Origin of the sequence: Arthrobacter sp. B0490 (assembly GCF_002929355.1) — a bacterium.
In the GTDB taxonomy this organism is placed as follows: domain Bacteria; phylum Actinomycetota; class Actinomycetes; order Actinomycetales; family Micrococcaceae; genus Arthrobacter_D.
The window spans coordinates 1-21,996 of record NZ_PJIR01000005.1 but is presented as its reverse complement, the minus strand read 5'-3'; the positions used below and the strand labels follow the sequence as shown (position 1 = coordinate 21,996).

The window sequence follows — 21,996 nt, the reverse complement described above, 5'->3', positions numbered from 1 at the left end:
TCCTCGCCGCTGATCCTCCGCTATCCTTGGACAGTTGCGGTTCGGGTGGTTCGGCCTCCCGGGAGCGACATCGGGGTGTGGCGCAGCTTGGTAGCGCGCGTCGTTCGGGACGACGAGGTCGCAGGTTCAAATCCTGTCACCCCGACCAGCACCAGAGGCCCGCCGGCACCAGCCGGCGGGCCTCTGGTTCGTCCGGCTCCGCTCAGCGCGCGGAGACCGTCACCACCTCGTAGCCGCCCGGATCCACCGCGCCGAACTTCGCATTGGCGAGCGCCAGGGTGTTGCCGAACAGTGCCACCGTGGTGGGCACGTCGAATAGCGGGCTCGTGATGACGTCCTCCACCTCCCCGCGGGACAGGTCCCTCGACAGGTCGATCCGGCTCACCTGGTTGCTGCGGTTCTGGACCGCGTAGACGGTGTCCCCCTTGGCCAGGATGCCGTCGACGTTCGGCAGCGCACCCGTCTCGATGACCGCACTCCCGCCCGTCTCCGGATCCACGGTGTAAAGGGACTGGTTGGCCGAGTGCGCGACGATCAGGGTCCTGCCGCGGTCGACCGACGTGATGCCGTTCAGGTTGAAGCCGGGAGTCACCTCTGCTGCCGGTCCTGAGAGGGCGATCGCCTGCGGTTCACCGAACTCCCGGTCGTCCACCGGGACGAAGTACAGCTCCGCGCGCCGCGAGTCGGTGAAGTAGGCGCCGTCCCGCGTGAGTGTGACGTCGTTGATGAACGCGTCGCCCGTGGCGAGCTGGAACTCCGTCACCTCGTCGCCCGTGCGGGTGTCGTAGACGTAGGCCTGGCCCGTGGCTCCGCCCGCGACGAACAGCAGGTCGTCCCGCACATCGGCCTTGAGGCCCACGGCGGCCCTGCCCTCGGGCGCGTCGATGAACAGTTCGGCCGTCCCGTCGCGGAGGTCGCCGCGGAAGATGTCCCCGCGGCCGAGGTCGCCCGCGTAGAACGTGGAACCCCTGCCCTTGGCGATGCCCTCGGCGGAGGACGCCCCGGGGAGCGGGATGCTGGTGTCCTGCCGGTGGGAGGGCACCGACGCCTGGACGGACGACGTCGGCGGTGCGGCCACGGCGGCTGACGGCGGCAGGAGGAGGGCGGTCGCGGCGACGGCGGCGGCCGCCCGGGCCGTGCGCCGGGTGGCCGCCGGGCGGCGCGGGGTGTGCTGGGTGCTGTTCACTGTGCTATTCACTGTGCTCCTCGAGGGGTTCGGCGCCGGTCGTGGCCCTGAGGAGCCGCACGGCGCTGTGTCGAATAAAGCTGTGTCGCAAGCTGTGTCGCATGACGCTGCAGTCCTGTGCCGATTCGGGCTGCGCCGGATCGGCGGTTCTCGTGACGGCCCTGGAGGCCGGGGCGCCGACCGGGCTGCGAGCCGGACCGGAAGCACAACGATCCGCAGCCGGGCATCGTCCCCGTCTCCCGGCGTGCCTCGGCCCGTCGTCATGGCCCGTCGTCATGGCCCGCTGTAGGCGGTCGCCCGCCGTCGTCGTCGTTCCCGGTTCCTGTGCCGGGACGAGCGTGTCCCGCCGCGACACGCCGCAGATGCAGCGGTACGGCCACGAAAGCCGGGAACGACGGCGGGTGCGCCCCCCGAGGCCGGGTGACCAGGCACCCGTCGGGACTCAGGCGAAGGCGCGGCCCGTCAGGCGCTCGTACGCCTCGATGTAGCGGGCGCGGGTCCGCTCGACGACGTCGTCGGGCAGCGCGGGCGGTTCGGAGCTGCGGTCCCAGCCGGAGGCGTCGGAGGTCAGCCAGTCGCGCACGAACTGCTTGTCGAAGGACGGCTGCGCCTGGCCGGGCGCGTAGAGCGCGGCGTCCCAGAAGCGCGAGGAGTCGGGCGTGAGGACCTCGTCGCCGAGCGTGATCCGCCCCGTGGCGGGGTCGAGGCCGAACTCCACCTTCGTGTCCGCGAGGAGGATCCCTCGCTCCCGGGCGATGGCCTCGGCGCGCGTGTAGATGTCGAGCGTGAGCCCGCGGAGCTGGGCAGCGGCGTCGTCGCCCACGGTCACGACGACGGCGTCGTAGGTGATGTTCTCGTCGTGCTCGCCCACCTCGGCCTTGGCCGACGGCGTGAAGAGCGCGGGCTCCAGGCGGGATCCGTCCACGAGCCCCTCGGGGAGCGGCAGCGAGCAGACCGTCCGCGACGCCCGGTATTCGAGCAGTCCGCTGCCGGTCAGGTAGCCGCGGGCGATGCACTCGATCGGGTACATGATGAGCTTCCGGCAGATCATGGCCCGGCCCTCGACGGCGGCGGGCACCCCGCCGGCCGCGTCGGAGGCGAGCACGTGGTTCGGGATGCCGGAGAGGCGCTCGAACCACCAGAGGCTGAGCTGGGTCAGCACGCGCCCCTTGTCGGGGATCCCGGTGGTGAGCACGTGGTCGTAGGCGCTGATGCGGTCACTCGCGACGACGAGCACGACGTCCTCGCGCCCGTCCTCGGGCTCGTACAGGTCGCGGACCTTGCCGGAGTAGACGTGCCGCCAGCCCGGCAGCTCGGGGTGCGTGGGCGCGAACCCGCTCATGCCGGAGCACCCGCGGGACCGCTGACCGCGACCTCGGCGCGTGAGGCCCGGAGCGCGATGTCCGTGCGGGACTGCCCGCCCTCGAGTTCGATCAGGGAGAGGCCCTCGTAGGCGGTGGCCCGTGCGTCCTCGAGGGAGTCCCCGAGCCCGACGACGGCGAGGACCCGCCCGCCCGCGCTGACCACCTTGCCGTCCCGCAGCGCCGTGCCCGCATGCAGCACCCGGGCGCCGTCGACCCTCGCGGCCTTCTTCAGGCCGCGGACGCGCCGGCCGGTCACGGGGGTGTCGGGGTAGTTCTCGGACGCGAGCACGACGGCGACCGCCGCCTGCGGCGACCACACGAGCGGATCGATCTGGTCGAGGGAGCCCTTCGCGGCCGCCAGCAGCACCCCGCCGAGCGGCGTCGTGAGGCGGGCCAGGACGGCCTGCGTCTCGGGATCACCGAAGCGGGCGTTGAACTCGATGACGCGCACGCCGCGCGAGGTGAGGGCGAGTCCTACGTAGAGGACCCCCGCGAAGGGGGTGCCGCGGTGCGCCATCTCGTCGATGACGGGCTGCGCCACGCGCGTGAGGACCTCCTCGACGAGTGTCGCCGGTACCCACTCGAGCGGCGAGTAGGCGCCCATGCCGCCGGTGTTCGGCCCCTGGTCGCCGTCGGAGATGCGCTTGAAATCCTGTGCGGGTGCGAGCGGCACCACCGTGCGTCCGTCGGACAGGACGAACAGCGAGACCTCGGGGCCGTCGAGGTACTCCTCGATGATCACGGTGCTGCCGGCCCGGAAGCATGCGGAGGCATGGGCGCGGGCGGCGTCGAGGTCGTCGGTCACCACCACGCCTTTTCCTGCGGCGAGCCCGTCGTCCTTCACGACGTAGGGAGCGCCGAAGGTGCACAGCGCCTCGTTCGCCTCCTCGTCCGTCGCGGCGACGCGGGCCATCGCGGTCGGGACACCGGCGGCGGCCATGACCTGCTTCGCGAAGGCCTTCGACGCCTCGAGCTGCGCCGCGGCCCTCGTCGGGCCGAAGACGGGGATGCCGGCGTCGAGCAGCGCGTCGGCGACCCCTGCGGCGAGGGGAGCCTCGGGACCGATGACCACGAGGTCGGAGCCCAGCCTGCGTGCGAGGTCGGTGACGACGGCGGGATCGTCGGCGTCGACGTCATGGGTGGGGACGTCCTCGGCGATCCCGGCATTGCCGGGAGCCGCATGCACCTCCCGCACGAACGGGTCGGCCAGCAGGGCCCGGACGAGGGCATGTTCGCGGCCTCCGGGGCCCAGCACAAGAACCTTCACAGTAGGACAGCGTACTGGAGGGGGCACGGCCCACCCAGCGTCCGGCGCCCCGATGATCGCCTGTTACGGAGCCTCCCGTACCCATACCCCCTCGACCCCTCTCCGAATACTTTCCATGAGCAACCTCCCCGAGCGCCGCCGCGGCACCTCCCTCCTGGCCGCCCTGGCCGGAATCCTCGCCGCAGGGGTGGTGCTCGGGACCGCCGAACTCGCCGGCGCCTTCTTCCGCGCGAGCGCCACGCCGATCGTCGCGATGGGCTCCACCTTCATCGACTTCACCCCGCCGTGGATGAAGGACTTCGCGATCGCGACGTTCGGCACCAACGACAAGCTGGCCCTGCTGGTCGGGATGGGCGTGACGATCACGCTCCTGGCGGCAGTCCTCGGCATCGTGGCTTTCCGCAGGTGGGTGCTGGGTGTGGCCGGGGTCCTCCTCATGGGCGCCATCATCCTGGCCTGTGTCCTGACGCGCGCCGGGTCCTCCCTGCCCGACGCCGTCCCGACCGTCGTCGGCACCGCGGCGGGCCTGCTCGCCCTCCGGTGGCTCACCGCGCGGCTGCGCCGCGCCGCCGCACCCGCGGCCACCCCTGCCGTCAGCCCACCCGACGCCGCCCGAGGCGGACGGCTCGATGCTTCCGCGGGCGAGCGCACCACCGTCGCGATCACCGAGCCCCGCGGGCACGCTACCTCCTCCGCCGCGGGATCCGCCGCCGTACGGGGCTCCACCTCGCGCCGCGGATTCTTCGCCGCCGCCGGCGTCACGGCCGTCGTCGCCGCGGCGGCCGCAGGCGGCGGACGCCTGCTCGCGGGTGCACGCACCAACATCGCCGCGGTCCGGGACAGCCTGCAGTTCCCCGCGCCGGCCAGCCCGGCACCCGCCCTCCCTGCCGGCGTGCAGTCCCCCGTCGCGGGCGTGACGCCCTTCGTCACGCCGAACGGCGACTTCTACCGGATCGACACCGCGCTGAGCGTCCCGCAGCTCACCACCGAGGACTGGGTGCTGCGCGTGCACGGCATGGTCGAGGAGGAGTTCGAGCTCTCGTTCCAGGACCTCCTCGACGCCGACCTGATCGAACGGCACATCACCCTCACCTGCGTGTCCAACCCCGTGGGTGGCTACCTCGCCGGCAATGCGAAGTGGCTCGGCTACCCGCTGCGGGAGGTCCTCGCCCGGGCGAAGCCCCTCGACGGCGCGGACATGGTCCTGTCCACGAGCTCCGACGGCTTCAGCGCCTCCACGCCGCTGCCCGTCCTCCAGGACGACCGCGACGCCATCCTCGCCATCGCCATGAACGGCGAGCCGCTGCCGGTCGAGCACGGGTTCCCGGTCCGCATGGTGGTGCCCGGCCTGTTCGGGTACGTCTCCGCGACCAAGTGGGTGGTCGACCTCGAGGTGACGCGCTTCGCCGACCGGACCGCGTACTGGACGGACCGCGGCTGGTCCGAGAAGGGCCCCATCAAGACCATGGCACGCGTCGAGGTCCCGGAGTCCTTCGCGTCGGTCGACGCCGGCCAGGTCATGATCGGTGGCGTCGCGTGGTCGCAGCAGCGGGGCATCGGGAAGGTCGAGGTCTCCGTCGACGGCGGGGACTGGGAGGACGTGACACTCGCGGCCGAGGCGTCCGTGGACACGTGGCGCCAGTGGTCCCACGAACTGACCCTCGGATCCGGGCTCCATTCCGTCCGTGCGCGGGCGACGGACCGCGTCGACGGCCTCCAGACCGAGGAGCGCGCCGAGACCGTCCCGGACGGCGCCTCGGGCTGGCAGACGGTCCAGTTCACCGTGAAGTGACACCGGCCCCCAAGAACCAGGAGCGGTGACGCCCACCAGGTCTGCGCCCCCCGGATGACCCGTTCCCTCCGGTGGGCGCAGTTGCCGCCCGGTGCACCCCGGGCGGCACGACGGGGAGGGAATCGAGTAGGGAATACTGGACCCATGCCCTCCACCTTCACCACGGCCGACGCCGTGGACCTCGCGGTCCTCGAACGCAACGGTTTCATCGAGTCCCGCCACGTGGGTGCCGCCGTCGTCCTCGCGGCCGACGGCTCCGTCGTGACCGGGCTCGGGGACATCACGAGCCCGATCTTCCCCCGTTCCACGCTCAAACCGTTCCAGGCCCTCGCGAGCATGAAGGCCGGCGTGCCGCTGCGCGGCCCCCAGGTGGCCCTGGCGACGGCGAGCCACGTGGGCAGCACCGAACACATGGACGTGGTGCGCACCATGCTCGATGCCGCCGGCGTCACCGAGGAACACCTCCAGTGCCCCGAGGACTGGCCGCAGGACGAGGAGGCGCGCAACCACCTCGTCCGGAGCGGGAAGGGCAGGCAGCGCATCGCGTTCAACTGCTCGGGCAAGCACGCCGCCTTCCTGTGGGCGTGCACCGAGAACGGCTGGGACACAGCGACCTACCTCGAGCCCACCCACCCGCTCCAGCAGTCGGTGGCCTCGGTCATCGAGGAGTACACGGAGGAGACCGTGGCCGCGTGGGGCGTGGACGGGTGCGGCGCGCCCGTGGCCGCCGTCTCGCTGACGGGTCTCGCGCGCGGCATCGGCAGGATCGCGAAGGCGCCCTCCGACAAGCACGCCGACGCGCGTGCTGCGACGATCGCCACCGCGATGCTCGACTACCCCTGGGCCGTGCACGGCAACGGCATGGAGAACTCCGTGGTCATGGAGGACCTCGGGGTCCTCGCCAAGAGCGGGGCGGAAGGCGTCCTCGTCCTGGCCGCGCCCACCGGGGCTGCCTTGGCCCTGAAGGTGCTGGACGGCAATGCGCGGGCGGCGACGCTCGTGGGGCTGACCCTCCTCGCGGCCTCCGGCGCGATCGACGCCGAGAAGGTGGGAGAGGTCCTCGGGAAGGTCGTGCGGCCGATCCTCGGCGGCGGACGCCCGGTCGGCAGCATGCGGCTCGCCGCCCCCGTCATGGCACTGCTCGACTAGGGCAGCACCGTGGCGAGGCGACGCATCACCCCCGAGGACGGCCACCGGGCACTGGCGCAGGTGGCCGCCGGCTCGGCCCGCCGCACGGAACTCGCGACCGCCGTGCGGTTCACCCTCGAGGAGCTCGCCGAGCTCGCGCCCGGCAACAGCGTGGAGGTCCGCGTGCCGCCCTTCGGGGTGACCCAGTGCGTCGAGGGCCCGCGCCACACCCGCGGCACCCCCCCGAACGTCGTCGAGACGGACGCCGCCACCTGGCTCGATCTCGTCACGGGTGGCACGGACTGGCCTCGGGCGCTCGCAGCAGGGAAGGTCGCGGCGTCCGGCCAGCGCGCCGACCTCAGCGCGTGGCTTCCCCTCTTCCGGCGCCCCGCGTGAGCACCGACAGGTCCGTGGATCCGGCCCCCGCGACGGGATCGGCCGCCCCGGCAGGACAGGCGCGCGGCGACCAGCGACACGACCTGCTGCACGGCCGGCAGCACGGTTCGACGGCACGGGTCCGCGGTGCGAGGGACACGGGACCCCAGGGCGGCCCGCAATCGCTCCGCACCCGCACCGCGGCGGCGGTACGCCGCCAGCCACCCGGGGCCTGGCTGACGGGCCTCGCGGCGGCCGCCCTCTACATCCTCTTCTCCGTCACCCAGTGGAACCAGCTGGCGTCGCCGTCCTGGGACCTCGGGATCTTCACGCAGCTCGCGAAGGCCTATGCCGGATTCGGTGCGCCGATTGTGCCCATCAAGGGCGAGGGCTTCAACCTCCTCGGCGACCACTTCCACCCGCTGCTCGTCCTCCTCGCGCCCGCCTACGCGCTCGCGCCGTCGGGGCTCACCCTCCTGATCGTGCAGGACCTCCTCTTCGGACTCTCGGTGGCCGTGGTCGCCAGGGCGGGGACGCGGTTCCTCGGGCCGGTCGCGGGCATCGCGGTCGGGATCGCCTACGCCCTGTCCTGGGGCCTCCAGTCGGCGGTCGCCGCGCAGTTCCACGAGATCGCCTTCGCGGTACCCCTGCTCGCGCTGAGCCTCGAGGCCGTCCTGCTGCGGCGCGTGGTGCCCGCCGTCGTGTCCGGCGGGCTGCTGGTCTTCGTGAAGGAGGACCTGGGGCTGACGGTCGTCGCGCTGGGGCTGGTCCTCGCGTGGCGGCTCCGCACCCCCGCCGGGCTGTGGCTGGCCGCCTGGGGTGCGCTGTGGCTGGTCGTCTCCGTCCGCGTGATCCTGCCCGCCCTCAACGCTGCCGGCCAGTACGACTACTCGGACCGGATCGACGTCGGCGGGATGGCCGCGGATCCTGCCGACGCCGTCGTCGGCCTCGTCTCCGGCACCGCCAAGTACGAGACGCTGCTGCTCCTCCTGGTCGCCGGCGGATTCCTGTTCCTCCGGTCACCGCTGGGCCTCGTGCTGGTGCCCACCCTCCTGTGGCGGTTCGCCTCGAGCGAGGAATGGTACTGGGGGCACGAGTGGCACTACAGCGCGGTCCTCATGCCCGTGCTGTTCCTCGCGCTCGTGGACGGCGTCCATCTCCTCCGGACGGACCCCCGCGCCTGGGTCCGCACCGCGGCCCTCGCGGGCGTCCCCGCAGCCGTCGCGGCCTGCCTCGTCCTGCTGCCCGCCCAGAAGTTCGCCGTCCTCGCCGAACCGGAGACCTACCGGCCGTCGGAGCGCTGGGACGCCGCCCACCGCATGATGGACCTCATCCCCGCCGGATCGACGGTGGAGAGCGGGGTGGTGCTGATGGCCTACCTCACCCCCGAGGCGCGCGTGTACTGGCTCGGCAACACCAATCCGGCCCCGGACTACCTGATCGTCGACGCCGACGACTGGAGCTGGGGCGGCGTCCGACCGGGTGATGCCGAGGCCCACGCCGAACAGCGCTACCCCGGCACCGACTACACGCTCGTCTTCGGCGAGGACGGCTACCAGCTCGTCGAACGCGAAGGCTGACGCCCGGTAGCCTTAAACCATGACCTCCGACCAGCCCCTGCCGCACAGCACTCCCGAGCAGCCCGATCCGCGCGGCGACGGTCCGGCGCCGGTCGTTGGGCCCGCGGACCGGGACACGGACCGGGACACGGATCGGGGCGCGACCGTCCGCGGCGAGGCCCCCGCCGGACCCGCCTACCGCGAGGTGACCATCCGGAGGGCGCCGAAGTTCGTCCCCTTCATGCTGCTCGGCGCGTTCGTCGGGTTCACAGCGGCGCTCGTCGTCGCCTACACCGGACCGGACGACCCCACGCTCACCCGCGAATCGATCCTCGGCTTCTTCACGGTGGCCTTCGCCCTGCCCGGGCTGCTCCTCGCGGCCCTGCTGGTCCTCCTCGTCGACCGGCGCAGCGTCCGGCGAGCCGAACGCGCCCGCGCGGAGCGCACGTACGACGACGACGCGGCCTGACGCCTCCCCGCCGCAGGATCGTCCCGGCGGATCTGCTAACGGCCGCTCCCCCGCCGACGACAGTAGGGGTGGGGGGTCCACCGTCGTACCGGGAAGAGGAAGAGTTCATGAAGGCTTTTGCATGCGGAGACGTGGTCCCGGGGTGCGACGCCCGCTGGGTGTGCGGCACGGACGACGAGATCCTCGCGGGCGTCGGCGCGCACGCCCTGTCCGTGCACGGGCTGACGGAGCTCCCGCCCGACCTCGTCCGCGCGATCCGCGGCAGCATCGTCCCTGTCTGACCCTGCCTCCGTGCCGGCGCTGCGCCAGGACCAGGGTGCGCACGAGGCCGCTGAACTCGCCCGTGCCTGCTCGGGCGAGGGACTGGCCTCCGCCTACCAGCCGATCATCGACACCGTGCGCGGCACGGTGGTGGGCTACGAGGCGCTCACGCGATTCCCCGGCTATCCGGAGAAGGACCCCGAGGTGTGGTTCGCCCGGGCGCACCGGTCCGGGAGTGCTGCAGCATTCGAGGCGGCCGCGCTGCGGAGCGCGTTCGCCCACCGCGGCAGCCTGCCCGCCAACTGCTTCCTCACCGTCAACGTATCGCCCCGGCTGCTGCCGTCTCCCGCCGTGCGCAGCGTGTGGGCCGAGCAGGGACACCTGGGCGGCGTCGTCGTCGAGCTCACGGAGCAGACCCCCATCGACTCGTACCTCGAGCTGGAACCGCACGTCGAGTCCCTGCGCGCCGCCGGGGCGCTCATCGCCGTCGACGACGCCGGGTCCGGGTACGCGGGGCTGCAGCACCTGCTCGCACTGCGTCCCTCCATGATCAAGCTGGACCGCGAACTCGTGCGCGACATCGACGTCGACGAGGCGAAGCGGGCACTGATCGAGATGCTCGGGCTGTTCGCGGGCCGGGTCGATGCCTGGGTCCTCGCGGAGGGCGTCGAGCGAGTGGAGGAGCTCGACGCCCTGGCGGCGCTGGGCGTCCCGCTCGTCCAGGGATACCTCCTCGGTCGTCCGGCCCCGCCCTGGCAGGCACTGGACGTCGACCTCGCACTGCGCCTCTCGTCCCGGTCCCGCACCGCTCCCGCGTCCACGGTGCGCGGCGTCATCGAACCCGTCGCGACCGCGGTGTCCCCCGGCTCCGCCGCCGCCCTCTTCGCGGCGAACCCGTTCCTCACCGACGTCGTGCTGCTCGACGGACGGAGACCCGTCGCGATCCTGACCGAGGAGGGGGCCGGCCTGGGCATCGTCACCCCCGGGATGGTCGTGAACGTGGACACGCCCGTCGACGAGGCCCTCATGCGATCCATCACCCGGGAGCGGGGCACCCGCTTCGCGCCGCTGCTCGTGACCGACAACGCGGGCCGCTTCGTGGGCATCGCCCGCATGGAGCGGCTCATCGGACGGATGGCCGGCGGGCTTCCTACACCTTCGGGCTGACGGGTGGCGGCCGGACCGGCGCCGCACATCCGCGCCGGTGGCTGCCGCCCAGCATGAGAGAATGGCCGCATGGTGCGCGGCGACGGACAACTCTCCCACGATCTTCTCCCCGGCGAAAAAGGACCACAGGACGCCTGCGGCGTCTTCGGTGTCTGGGCTCCCGGCGAGGAGGTGGCAAAACTCGCCTACTACGGCCTCTACGCGCTGCAGCACCGGGGCCAGGAATCGGCGGGCATCGCGACGAGCGACGGCCACCGGATCAACGTCTACAAGGACATGGGGCTCGTGTCCCAGGTCTTCGACGAGTCCACGCTCAACACGCTGACCGGCCACATCGCCGTCGGCCACTGCCGGTACTCCACCACCGGCTCCTCGCACTGGGCCAACGCGCAGCCCACCCTCGGCGCCACCGCCGCCGGCACCGTGGCCCTGGCCCACAACGGCAACCTCACCAACTCGGCCGAGCTCTACCAGATGGTCCTCACCCGCGGCGGCAAGCCCCGCGCCGGCGAGATGGCGCAGGGCAACACGACGGATACGGCCCTCGTCACCGCGCTCCTCGGCGGCGACGACGACCGCTCGCTCGAGCAGACGGCCCTTGAGCTGCTACCGAGCATCCGCGGTGCCTTCTGCTTCGTCTTCATGGACGAAGGCACGCTGTACGCGGCGCGGGATGCCTACGGTGTCCGCCCGCTGGTCCTCGGCCGTCTCGAGCGCGGCTGGGTCGTCGCCTCAGAGCAGGCGGCCCTCGCCACCGTGGGTGCGAGCTACATCCGCGAGATCGAGCCCGGCGAGTTCATCGCCATCGACGAGGACGGCGTGCGCAGCAGCCGCTTCGCCTCACCGACCCCTGCCGGGTGCGTCTTCGAATACGTCTACCTGGCCCGGCCCGACGCCGCGATCGCGGGTCGCTCGGTGTACGAGGCCCGCGTGGAGATGGGCCGGCAGTTGGCCCGCGAGAACTCGGCGGCAGCGGACATCGTGATCCCTGTCCCCGAATCGGGCACCCCCGCCGCCGTCGGCTTCGCGGAGGAGTCCGGCATCCCCTTCGCCCACGGCTTCGTGAAGAACGCGTACGTGGGCCGCACCTTCATCCAGCCCAGCCAGACACTGCGCCAGCTCGGCATCCGGCTCAAGCTCAACGCCCTCGAGTCCGTCATCCGCGGCAAGCGCATCATCGTGGTCGACGACTCGATCGTGCGCGGCAACACGCAGCGGGCCGTCGTCCGCATGCTGCGCGAGGCGGGGGCCGCCGAGGTCCACGTGAAGATCTCCTCGCCGCCCGTGCGCTGGCCCTGCTTCTACGGCATCGACTTCGCGTCCCGCGCCGAGCTGATCGCCAACGGCGCGGCGATCGACGAGATCAGCACGTCGATCGGTGCCGACAGCCTCGCGTACATCTCCGAGGACGGCATGATCGACGCCACGCAGCAGCCGCGCGAACGCCTGTGCACGGCCTGCTTCACCGGCACCTACCCCATCGCCCTGCCCGACGACGACCGTCTGGGCAAGAACCTGCTCGAGCGGCTGGACCCCGCCGACAAGGTCGGCGCCACGGGATGCGATCCCGGGCCCGACGCCGAGTTCGAGGCCGTATTGACCGACGAGGACAAGAAAGAGCGGGTATGAGCCTGGATCAGCTGCGCAATCCCATCACGTACGCCAGCGCAGGAGTGGACGTCGAGGCGGGTGACCGCGCCGTCGAGCTCATGAAGGACGCCGTGCGGGCCACGCACGGCGAGCAGGTCATCGGCGGGGTGGGCGGTTTCGCCGGACTCTTCGACGTGTCCCGCCTCCTCACCTACACGAGGCCGCTCCTCGCGACGTCGACCGACGGTGTCGGCACCAAGGTCGCGATCGCGCAGGCCATGGACATCCACGACACCATCGGCTTCGACCTCGTGGGGATGGTGGTCGACGACATCGTGGTGGTCGGCGCCGAGCCGCTGTTCATGACCGACTACATCGCGTGCGGGAAGGTGGTCCCCGAACGCATCGCGGACATCGTCCGCGGCATCGCGGCCGGCTGCTCGGCGGCGGGCACGGCCCTGGTGGGCGGGGAGACCGCGGAGCACCCGGGCCTGCTCGGCGAGCACGAGTACGACGTCGCGGGAGCCGCGACGGGCGTGGTCGAGGCGGACCGCGTGCTCGGCCCGGAACGCGTCCGTGAGGGCGACGTCGTGATCGCCATGGCGTCCTCCGGCCTCCACTCCAACGGGTACTCGCTGGTGCGCCGTGTCATCAACCAGGCGGGCTGGGCGCTCGACCGGCAGGTGTCGGAGCTCGGGCGGACCCTCGGCGAGGAACTCCTCGAGCCCACGCGCGTCTATGCCGCCGACTGCCTGGCACTCGCCCGCACCGACGCCGCGCAGGTGCACGGCTTCAGCCATGTCACCGGCGGCGGCCTGGCCGCCAACCTCGCCCGCGTGCTGCCCCGCGGACTCGAGGCGACGGTGGACCGTTCCACCTGGGGGCTCCCGCCGATCTTCACGCTCGTCTCGCAGCTCGGCAACGTACCCCTGCCCGACCTCGAGCGCACGCTCAACCTCGGTGTGGGCATGGTGGCGATCGTCGGCGCGTCCGGCGCGGATGCCGCCCTCGCACAGCTGAATGCCGCGGGCGTGCCGTCCTGGGTCATGGGCGGCGTGCGGTCCGCGAGCGGCGGCAGCACCGACGGTCCGGACTACGTGCAGGGCGCCAAGGGCGTCGACGGCGGATCGGTGCGGCTGGTCGGCGCATACGCCTCCTGACCCCGTGTCACCCGGTCACCCGGTCCCCCGGATCGCCGGCCCCTGGGCGTTCGCGATGCCCACCGGGTACCCGGCCGACCGGGCGGGACGCACGCACTCCGACTCCGCACGACGAAGCCCCTGCCCTCCGAGGAGGACAGGGGCTTCGTCGTGCCGGGACGGGTCAGGGCTTCCCGGGCTGCTTGCGGGTGACGACGACGTCGAACGAGCTGGTGCGGGTGTTGCCCGCCTCGTCCGTGGCGGTGCAGGTGACCGTCGTCGCACCGATGACGAAGCGCGAGCCCGGTACCGGGTCGCAGGTCAGCGGCACCACGCCGTCGAGGGTGTCGATGGCCGACGGCAGGGCGTACTTCACCTTCGCGCCGCTCGCACCGTTGGAGACCGCCTGGACGTCCGACTGGTCGGCGATCCTCGGCGCCAGCACGTCGGCCGGCCGGGCGGGCAATCTGGCCGGGTCGACGATCCCCCAGTACGCCGGGGTGACCTGCAGTTCGTCGTCGAAGGGCAACGGCTGCTCCCACGGCCGGGCCATGGGCCACGTCCGCAGCCAGGTGCGGGCGTTGCTGATGCCCCAGAACGTCACCGAATCGACGGACTCGTTGTGCTCCCGCAGCATCGCGAACAGGTCCCGGTAGTAGTAGCCCACCTCGGCTGCCGCGTCCTCGTCGTTCTCGAAGGCCGGGCTGTAGGGGTCGGCCGGGGCGCCGCTGACATCGGCTCCCCGGTTCTCCGTGGAGGCGTTCACGTCGAGTTCCGTGATGGCCTGCAGCAGTTCGGGGTTCAGGCGCTCGACCGCGATGATGGAGTCCTCGAGCCACTCCACCGGCCGGGCGACGTCGACGTGGGCCTGGTGTCCCACGCCGTCGATCGGCACGTTCCGTGCCTCGAGCGCGCTGATCAGCGAGAGGTAGTCGGCCCGCTTCTCCGGCATCTCCGTGTTGTAGTCGTTGATGAACAGCACCGCGTCCGGGAAGTAGCGGTCCGCCAGGCGGAAGGCCTCGTCCACGAAGCCCTCGCCGAGCACCTGGAACCACCGGCTGTCCCGCATGTCGTGCGGATTGGGCGTGTCGCCGTCGGCGATGACCTCGTTGACGACGTCCCACGCCCAGACGGGGCTGTTCCCGTCGGGGTAGCGGGCGTCGATATGGTCGGCGATGCCCTTGATGTGGGCTTCCATACGGGCCTTCAGCAGCGCCTGGTCCGCCGGGCTGTTCGTCAGGTCACGCGCACCGTCCTTGAAGAACCACGCCGGGGTCTGCGAGTGCCACGCGAGGACGTGCCCGTACACCTCGATGCCGTTGGCGTCGGCGAAGTCGAGCAGCTGGTCCAGCTGGGCGAAGGAGAACTGGCCCTCGACCGGCTGCACGCTCTCGGGCTTGCCCGCGTTCTCGGGGGTGAAGGCGTTGTAGTGCTTGCGGACGAGGTCCGCCGCCGTGCCGACGGTCTCGCGGGCGTCGATTGCGACACCGACGTGCTCGATCCCGTCCGCCCCGAGGACGTCCTTGAGTCCCGGCACGTCGGCCTGGATGGGCTTCTCGCCGAACGGGGCGAGGGTGAAGTCGTCGAGGAGGAAGTCGACGCCGACGGGGCCCTCGACATAGATCTGGACCTTGTCGGCCGCCGCCCCGAGGGTGTAAGTGCCCTTCAGCTGTGTCCAGCCATCGGCGGTGACGGACGCCGCTGCACCGGCCACGCCCTCGTAGGCGCTCGCGCCGCCGTTGTCGCGCTGCACGGAGACCTTGAGGGAGGCGGGTGACTGGCCCGGAGCGAGCTTCGCCCAGACCGATACCTCCATCGCCGCACCGACGGGCAGTCCGGCGGTGACGTCGAGGGCCGCCCCGTGCCACGGCTGGGTGCGGTCCGTGACGAGCAGGCTGCCGGTCCCGGTCCGGGCGTCGCTGCCGGCGCCGACCTGCACGCCGTCGCCCCGGGCGGTCCAGCCGTCCGTGCCGGATTCGAAGCCGCTCGAGATGCCCGGTGTCGCGCCGGTGGCTCCGCCGCTCGGGAGCGTGAAGGCCCAGCCCTCGGCCAGCTTCTCGGTCACGACCGTCGTCACGGCCCTGACCGTGGTGGACCGGTCGCCGCCGCCGTCGTGCGCGAGCACCACCGCGCCGGGGGTGAACGCCCTGCGCAGGTTGTCCGTGAGGGTGGCCTCGCTGAGATCGTTGCCGTCCCAGTCGGAGATGACGTTCCCGAGGCCGAGCGGCTGCATGCCGAGTGCCGCCGCGACCTCGCCGGTGGCGCCCCAGCTGCCGTTCGGTGCCCGGAAGTAGGGCACCTGTAGGGCGGGATCGCCCGCGGCTGCGCGGATGATGCGGAGGTTCTCCTTCAGGTCGGCCTCGACCTGCGCCTGCGTCCACGAGCCCATGTCCGCGAAGGTCGTGCCGTGGTTGCAGAGCGTGTGCCCTTCGGCGACGATGCGTCGCAGCAGGTCCGCACCTCCCTCCGCCCGGACGTTCTGCCCGATGACGCAGAACGTCGCCGTGATGCCCTTGTCCCGCAGGAGGTCGAGGACCGCGGCGGTCTCGCCCGGATTGGGACCGTCGTCGAAGGTGAGGGCGACGACGTTCCCGGTGCCGCGGGCGGTGGCGAGGGGCGTGCTGGTGGGGTTCGTGGCCCCGCCGGGGATGAAGGCCGGGTCCGGCGTGGGCTGCCAGGTCCCGCCGTCACCCGGTCCGGCGGTGCCGGTGATCACGACGTCGTCCACGAGGTAGTCGTAGGGTGCACCGAGGTCTCCTGTCCCGAGGTAGGCGCGCAGCGTGGCCGGGTCGGCGCCGGCAGGAGCGTTGAACGTCCCGCTCACGGTGGTCCACGCATCGGCCGTCACCGTGGTGTTGCCGACCCAGCTGTAGGCGGGTTCGACGACGAAGCGTGCGGACGTCGTCGTGCCGGCGGGGGCTGAGAGCTTTACCTGCGCGGAGAAGGAGTAGGTACCACCGGCTTGCAGGAGGTCGGCCGGCGTCTTCACGCCGTCGTAGTCGTTGGTCCTGCCCTTGACCAGCAGGGCCTTGTCGCCGTCGGCGTCGACGACCGACAGCGCGGCTCCGCCGTTCTGGACCAGCGGCCCGAAAGCGCCGTCCTCGAAATCCTCGCTGAGGAGCACTGCGGGCTCCTCGGCGTTCGCCGCGGGCAGCGCCAGCGCGCCCGCCCCGGCGACCAGGCCGAAGGCCGTGGCTCCTGCGATCAGACAACGTCGTCTCATGGTTCTCCTTGGTGTCTCGCCCTGGTCCCGGGAAGGGGACGGGCAGCGGCCGCGGACATTCCGCGGCCGCCGGTGGGTGCTGCTGTGGGTGCTGCTGTGGGTGCTGCCAGGGCCCGATGGCTGCGTGGTACCCGCCGACTAGCGGTGGCCGCGCCCCGGTGACGCCTGCTCGAGGGTGTCCTGCAGCGCGTAGTAGGCGGGCTTGCGGGTGAAGTCGTCCCACATGACCGTCGCCTCCCCCTCGCCCGTGAAGAACACCGGCACCCACGAGTACTTGTCGGTGAAGCCCCAGATGGTGAAGGAGTTGCAGTCCTCCACGAGGACGCAGGCTTCGAGGGCCCGCTGGTAGTAGCTCGCCTGGGTGGCCAGCTGGGCGTCGGTCGGTGACGTGCCCACGGCGACGTCCATGCGGACGTCGATCTCGGTGATCGCCGTTTCGAGGCCGAGCGCGTCGAAGCGCTGCAGGTTGGCCTGCAGATCGCCCGGGAACCCGTAGCGGGTGCTGAGGTGGCCCTGGATGGCGAAGCCGTCCACCGGCACACCCTGGGCCTGCAGCCGCGGGATCAGTTCGAGGTAGGCGTTGCTCTTGGCGTTGACGCCCTCGACCCCGTAGTCGTTGAAGAACAGCGTGGCCTTCGGGTCCGCCTCGTGGGCCCAGCGGAACGCGTCGGCGATGATGTCCGGGCCGAGCTCACGGATCCAGATGTTGTCGGTGGTGCGGAGCGTACCGTCCTCGTTGAAGATCTCGTTGGCGACGTCCCACTGCTGGATCTTCCCTGCGTAGCGGCCCACGACGGTCTGGATGTGGTCCTTGAGGATGGCGCGCAGCTCGTCCTTCGTGAAGTCGCCCTCCTCGAGCCAGGCCGGGTTCTGGCTGTGCCAGAACAGGGTGTGTCCGCGGACCACCTGCTTGTTCTCCTGGGCGAAGTCCACGATCGCGTCCATCTCCGCGAACCGGTAGGTGCCCTGCTCCGGATGGACGAACTCCCATTTCAGCTGGTTCTCGGGCGAGACGGAGCTGAACTCGGCCGCGAGGCGCTCCCGGTACTCCTGGTCGTAGGTGAACGGGTCGGGGTAGGGCTGTGTCTCGTGGTGGCCGCCGCCGGCGACGGCGGTGCCGATCTCCAGGTCTTGCGGTGCCACCCAGCGGAGGGTGTCCTTCCGGTCGCTCGCCTTCTCGATACCCGGGGCCCGGGTGGGCTGGGCCGCGTGGACGGGGACCGCCGCGGGAAGGAGGACGGCCGACGCGAGGACTGCGGCGGCGAGAGATGAACGGACCTGCATGAGCTCTCCTTTGAGGTACCTGAGGTGCGGTGACCGATACTCTGATCGGCGTTTTTCCGGAAGTTTCCGGAAATACCGTTGCTGTAGGTTAGGAACATCGCACTCGAGAGGTCAAGGGTGTGTTCGATTTCGCTCCGGGGGTGCAGGTCTGCAGCGTCGGTGCGCCGAGGAGGACGACGTGCAGGACAATGCGCAGGACAACGCCCGGCCGGCGGTGACGATCTCCGCCATCGCCTCCGCGGCAGGCGTGTCCGTCCCTACGGTGTCCCGCGTCCTCAACGGCAGGTCGGACGTCGCACCGGCGACGCGCGAGCGGGTCGAGGCGCTGCTGCGCGAGTACGGCTATCGGCGCCGCGGCGCCGCGGCCCCCGCACCGTCGGGACTGGTGGACCTCGTGTTCAACGACCTCGACAGCCCCTGGGCGGTCGAGATCATCCGCGGGGTCGAGGAGGCGCTCAACGGCGAGGGCCTGTCGGTGGTCGTGTCCGCCATCCACCGCCGCGGCGGCACCGATTCGACACGCAAGTGGCTGGACACGCTGGCCGACAGGGCGAGCGACGGCGCCATCCTCGTCACCACCGATCTCGACTCCTTCCTGCACGCGGAACTGCAGCGCCTCAACCTGCCCGTGATCGTCATCGATCCTGCCGGCGTCCCGGACCTCGAGGTGCCCACCATCGGGGCCACGAACTGGACGGGCGCCGTGACGGCCACCGAGCATCTCGTCCAGCAGAACCACCGGCGCATCGGCTTCGTCGCCGGACGACCGGGCCTCTGGTGCAGCCGCGCCCGCCTCGACGGGTACCGGGCAGGACTCGACGCCGCCGGTCTCGCGTTCGACCCCGCACTCGTGATCACCGGCGATTTCGACTACGCCTCGGGCTTCGCCGCCGGCGTGGAGCTGCTCGCCCGGAAGGACCGCCCGAGCGCGATCTTCGCGGCGAGCGACCAGATGGCCCTCGGCGTGTACGAGGCGGCACGCCAGCAGGGCCTCCGCATCCCCGACGACCTCAGCGTGATCGGCTTCGACGACCTGCCCGAGGCGTCCTGGGCCTCCCCGCCCCTGACCACGGTGCGCCAGCCCCTGTCCGAGATGGGGATGCTCGCGGCGCGCACACTCGTGCGGCTGATGCGCGGCGAGCCGGTCGAGAGTCCGCGCATCGAGCTCTCGACGAAGCTCATCCCCCGCGCGAGTGTGCGCGCCCTCGGCGCCTGAGCGGACTGCCACGCCTCACGGCGGGAGCGCAACCAGTTGTCGCCCCCTTGACTCTGCGCGCAAACCTAATATGTTTGTAACGGCAACATATCAGTCACACACACCCCTGGAGCACTCAATGACGATCGAGCCCACCCGCGACGACAAATTCTCCTTCGGACTCTGGACGGTGGGCTGGGAAGCCCAGGACCAGTTCGGATCCGCGACCCGCGCGCCCCTCGACGTGGTCGAAGCCGTCAACCGCCTCAGCGATCTCGGTGCCTACGGCCTGACCTTCCACGACAACGATCTCTTCCCCTTCGGCTGCAGTGCAGGCGAGCGCCAGGCGCAGATCGACAGGCTCAAGGGGGCCCTCGACTCCACCGGCCTGGTGGTGCCCATGGTCACCACCAACCTGTTCAGCCACCCGGTGTTCAAGGACGGCGGCTTCACGAGCAACGACCGCGGCGTCCGCCGCTTCGCGCTCCGCAAGGTGCTGGACAACATCGACCTCGCCGCCGAGCTCGGCGCGCAGACGTTCGTGATGTGGGGCGGGCGTGAAGGCAGCGAGTACGACGCCGCCAAGGACATCCGCGGCGCGCTCGAGCGGTATCGCGAAGCCGTCAACCTGCTCGGCGACTACGTCACCGACAAGGGCTACGACATCCGCTTCGCGATCGAGCCGAAGCCGAACGAACCGCGCGGCGATATCCTGCTGCCCACGCTGGGCCACGCGATGGCCTTCATCGAGACCCTCGAGCGCCCGGAACTGGTCGGCATCAACCCGGAGACCGGACACGAGCAGATGGCCGGGCTGAACTTCACCCACGGCATCGCGCAGGCCCTCTACCAGGGCAAGCTGTTCCACATCGACCTCAACGGCCAGCGCAGCATCAAGTTCGACCAGGACCTCGTCTTCGGACACGGCGACCTGCAGAACGCCTTCTCCCTCGTCGACCTCCTGGAGAACGGCGGTCCCACAGGTGGACCGGCCTACGACGGCCCCCGCCACTTCGACTACAAGCCGAGCCGCACGGAGGACATGGACGGCGTCTGGGATTCCGCATCCGCCAACATGCAGACCTACCTCCTCCTCAAGGAGCGTGCCGCGGCCTTCCGCGCCGACCCCGAGGTGCAGGCGGCCCTGGCCGCGTCGCGCGTCTCCGAGATCAACGAGCCCACGCTCGACGAGGGCGAGGGCTACGATGCCCTGCGTGCAGACCGCTCCTCCTACGAGGACTTCGACGCCGACGCATACTTCAACGGCAAGGGATTCGGCTTCGTGAAGCTGCAGCAGCTCTTCATCGAGCACCTGCTCGGGGCCCGCTGACCCATGGCCCTGGTCACGGGCGTCGACTCGTCGACGCAGAGCTGCAAGGTCGTCGTGGTCGAGACCCGGAACGGCGCCGAGGTGCGCACCGGCCGTGCCCTCCACCCGGAGGGCACGGAGGTGGACCCCGAGGCGTGGTGGCTGGCACTGCTCGCGGCCCTGGAATCCGGGAACGGACTCGGGGACGACGTCGACGCCCTCGCGATCGCGGGCCAGCAGCACGGCATGGTGCTCCTGGGCCGGGACGGCCGGGTCCTCCGGGACGCGCTGCTGTGGAACGACACCCGCTCTGCCGGCGCAGCACAGGACCTGATCGCCGAGCTCGGCGTGGACGCCCTGGTGGCCCGGACCGGGTCCGCCCCCGTGGCGTCCTTCACGGGCTCGAAGGTGCGCTGGGTGCGGGACGCCGAACCCGACGTCGTCCCGGTCATCGCCGCCGTGGCACTCCCGCACGACTGGCTGATGTGGCGCCTGCGCGGCTTCGGCCCCGAGGGCGGGTCACCGCTCGGCCCGGTGCTCGAGGAACTGGTCACCGACCGCTCGGATGCGAGCGGCACCGGGTACTGGAACCCGGCGGCGGACGGGTACGACCTCGACCTGTTCGAGCTGATGCTCGGCCGCCCGGCCCGTGAGGCACGGGGCGGCGGCGGGACCGGAGCGGACACGGAGGCAGTGGTCCTCCCGCGCGTACTCTCCGCGGACGCCGTCGCCGGGACCGTGCACGCCTCCTTCCTTCCCTCCGGGGACCGCCGGATCGTCCTCGGCGCGGGCGCCGGGGACAACGCCGGGGCGGCGCTGGGGCTCGGGGCGGAGGAGGGTGACGTCGTCGTGTCGCTGGGTACCAGCGGCACGGTCTTCGCCGTCGCCGCCGACGCCGTGGCCGACACCTCGGGGACGGTGGCGGGCTTCGCCGACGCGAGCGGACTGTTCCTCCCCCTCGTGGCGACCCTGAACGCCGCCCGCGTCCTCTCGTCCGTGGCAGGCATGCTGGGAGTCGATCACGGGGGCTTCGCGGGGCTGGCCCGCGGCTCGGAGCCGGGTTCCGGCGGCGTCGTCGTCGTCCCGTACTTCGAGGGCGAGCGCACGCCCAACCTGCCGACCGCGAGGGCGAGCTTCCACAACCTCAGCATCGCCTCGGGCACGCGGGAGAACCTCGCGCGTGCGGCGATCGAGGGCATGCTCTGCGGGCTGGCCGATGCCCTGGACGCCGTGCGCGCCGCGGGAGTCGCACCCCGGCACCTGCTGCTGATCGGCGGCGCGGCACAGAATGCCGCAGTGCAGGAGGTCGCCGCGCAGGTGTTCGACCTGCCCGTGCGCATCCCCGTGCCCGGCGAGTACGTGGCGCGGGGCGCGGCCGTGCAGGCCACCTGGGCCCTGACGGGGTCGAGGCCGCGCTGGGTCGTGGACGCTCGTGAGGATCGGGCCGCCGACCATCGTCCCGTCATCCGGGAGCAGTACAGGTCGACGATCGGGTCGCTGCGCTTCTAGGGCAGCCCGACGAACGGCCCGCGGACGACCGGCACCCCGTACGCAGGAGAGGCACCACCCCGCCGGGGTGGTGCCTCTCCTGCGCGGAGGACGCGTCGGTCAGATGCCGGCCTGGTGGTCGATGCCGACCTGGTCGACCTTGCGGTGGAAGCGCATGCCGGCCTTGCCGCCGAGGATGG

17 protein-coding genes and 1 tRNA gene are annotated in these 21,996 nt (G+C 71.6%); 13 read left to right on the top strand and 5 right to left on the bottom strand.

What is annotated here, in order from left to right:
* Positions 1 to 71 precede the first annotated feature (71 nt).
* A tRNA-Pro gene (locus tag CXQ97_RS09585) sits at positions 72 to 148 on the top strand.
* Positions 149 to 202: 54 nt separating this feature from the next.
* Here CXQ97_RS09585 and CXQ97_RS09580 read toward each other — a convergent pair.
* From CXQ97_RS09580 to purD, 3 genes are all read right to left on the bottom strand, one after another.
* Positions 203 to 1,198: a hypothetical protein gene (locus tag CXQ97_RS09580; RefSeq protein WP_258062457.1), complete on the bottom strand. Its 996-nt coding sequence runs from the start codon at positions 1,196 to 1,198 to the stop codon at positions 203 to 205.
* Between the two features lie 430 nt (positions 1,199 to 1,628).
* On the bottom strand, positions 1,629 to 2,528 hold the full coding sequence (locus CXQ97_RS09575) for a phosphoribosylaminoimidazolesuccinocarboxamide synthase (protein WP_104180650.1): 900 nt from the start codon (positions 2,526 to 2,528) through the stop codon (positions 1,629 to 1,631).
* Entirely contained in the window at positions 2,525 to 3,817 is a 1,293-nt protein-coding gene (gene purD, locus CXQ97_RS09570; RefSeq protein ID WP_104180649.1) for a phosphoribosylamine--glycine ligase, read from the bottom strand. The genes CXQ97_RS09575 and purD overlap by 4 nt, the downstream gene beginning before the upstream one ends.
* A 115-nt stretch (positions 3,818 to 3,932) precedes the next feature.
* On the opposite strand from purD, the gene CXQ97_RS09565 reads away from it, so the two are divergent.
* From CXQ97_RS09565 to purM, 9 genes are all read left to right on the top strand, one after another.
* Positions 3,933 to 5,609: a molybdopterin-dependent oxidoreductase gene (locus CXQ97_RS09565; protein ID WP_104180648.1), complete on the top strand. Its 1,677-nt coding sequence runs from the start codon at positions 3,933 to 3,935 to the stop codon at positions 5,607 to 5,609.
* Positions 5,610 to 5,753: 144 nt separating this feature from the next.
* Entirely contained in the window at positions 5,754 to 6,758 is a 1,005-nt protein-coding gene (locus CXQ97_RS09560; RefSeq protein WP_104180647.1) for an asparaginase, read from the top strand.
* Between the two features lie 9 nt (positions 6,759 to 6,767).
* Complete coding sequence (locus tag CXQ97_RS09555) at positions 6,768 to 7,133, top strand: sterol carrier family protein (RefSeq protein ID WP_104180646.1); 366 nt, start codon at positions 6,768 to 6,770, stop codon at positions 7,131 to 7,133.
* Positions 7,130 to 8,692, top strand: a complete 1,563-nt coding sequence (locus CXQ97_RS09550) for a DUF2079 domain-containing protein (protein ID WP_181035032.1) — start codon at positions 7,130 to 7,132, stop codon at positions 8,690 to 8,692. Before CXQ97_RS09555 ends, CXQ97_RS09550 begins: the two co-directional genes overlap by 4 nt.
* 19 nt (positions 8,693 to 8,711) lie before the next feature.
* Positions 8,712 to 9,140 carry a hypothetical protein gene (locus CXQ97_RS20310; RefSeq protein WP_258062456.1) on the top strand — a complete coding sequence of 143 codons (429 nt, stop codon included), beginning with the start codon at positions 8,712 to 8,714 and terminating at the stop codon, positions 9,138 to 9,140.
* Positions 9,141 to 9,247: 107 nt separating this feature from the next.
* Complete coding sequence (locus CXQ97_RS09540; RefSeq protein WP_104180644.1) at positions 9,248 to 9,421, top strand: DUF1059 domain-containing protein; 174 nt, start codon at positions 9,248 to 9,250, stop codon at positions 9,419 to 9,421.
* Positions 9,422 to 9,431: 10 nt separating this feature from the next.
* Positions 9,432 to 10,568 (top strand): EAL domain-containing protein, encoded by a 1,137-nt coding sequence (locus CXQ97_RS09535; RefSeq protein WP_104180643.1) that lies wholly within the window; start codon positions 9,432 to 9,434, stop codon positions 10,566 to 10,568.
* 69 nt (positions 10,569 to 10,637) lie between these two features.
* A complete protein-coding gene (gene purF / locus CXQ97_RS09530; protein WP_104180642.1) occupies positions 10,638 to 12,197 on the top strand; it encodes an amidophosphoribosyltransferase in 1,560 nt (519 codons plus the stop codon).
* Positions 12,194 to 13,318 (top strand): phosphoribosylformylglycinamidine cyclo-ligase, encoded by a 1,125-nt coding sequence (gene purM, locus CXQ97_RS09525; protein ID WP_104180641.1) that lies wholly within the window; start codon positions 12,194 to 12,196, stop codon positions 13,316 to 13,318. Before purF ends, purM begins: the two co-directional genes overlap by 4 nt.
* Positions 13,319 to 13,481: 163 nt before the next feature.
* Here the strand turns inward: purM and CXQ97_RS20075 are convergent, their stop codons facing one another.
* On the bottom strand, positions 13,482 to 16,520 hold the full coding sequence (locus CXQ97_RS20075) for an endo-1,4-beta-xylanase (protein ID WP_104180640.1): 3,039 nt from the start codon (positions 16,518 to 16,520) through the stop codon (positions 13,482 to 13,484).
* 138 nt (positions 16,521 to 16,658) lie between these two features.
* Positions 16,659 to 17,804, bottom strand: a complete 1,146-nt coding sequence (locus CXQ97_RS09515; protein ID WP_104180639.1) for an endo-1,4-beta-xylanase — start codon at positions 17,802 to 17,804, stop codon at positions 16,659 to 16,661.
* Positions 17,805 to 17,982: 178 nt separating this feature from the next.
* Between CXQ97_RS09515 and CXQ97_RS09510 the strand changes: the two genes are divergently transcribed.
* The 3 genes from CXQ97_RS09510 to CXQ97_RS09500 all read left to right on the top strand — a co-directional run bounded on the left by CXQ97_RS09510 (position 17,983) and on the right by CXQ97_RS09500 (position 21,817).
* Complete coding sequence (locus CXQ97_RS09510) at positions 17,983 to 19,020, top strand: LacI family DNA-binding transcriptional regulator (protein WP_258062455.1); 1,038 nt, start codon at positions 17,983 to 17,985, stop codon at positions 19,018 to 19,020.
* A 118-nt stretch (positions 19,021 to 19,138) separates the two neighbouring features.
* Complete coding sequence (gene xylA, locus CXQ97_RS09505) at positions 19,139 to 20,329, top strand: xylose isomerase (protein WP_104180637.1); 1,191 nt, start codon at positions 19,139 to 19,141, stop codon at positions 20,327 to 20,329.
* Between the two features lie 3 nt (positions 20,330 to 20,332).
* Positions 20,333 to 21,817 (top strand): FGGY family carbohydrate kinase, encoded by a 1,485-nt coding sequence (locus tag CXQ97_RS09500; protein WP_104180636.1) that lies wholly within the window; start codon positions 20,333 to 20,335, stop codon positions 21,815 to 21,817.
* The last annotated feature ends 179 nt before the right edge of the window (positions 21,818 to 21,996 follow it).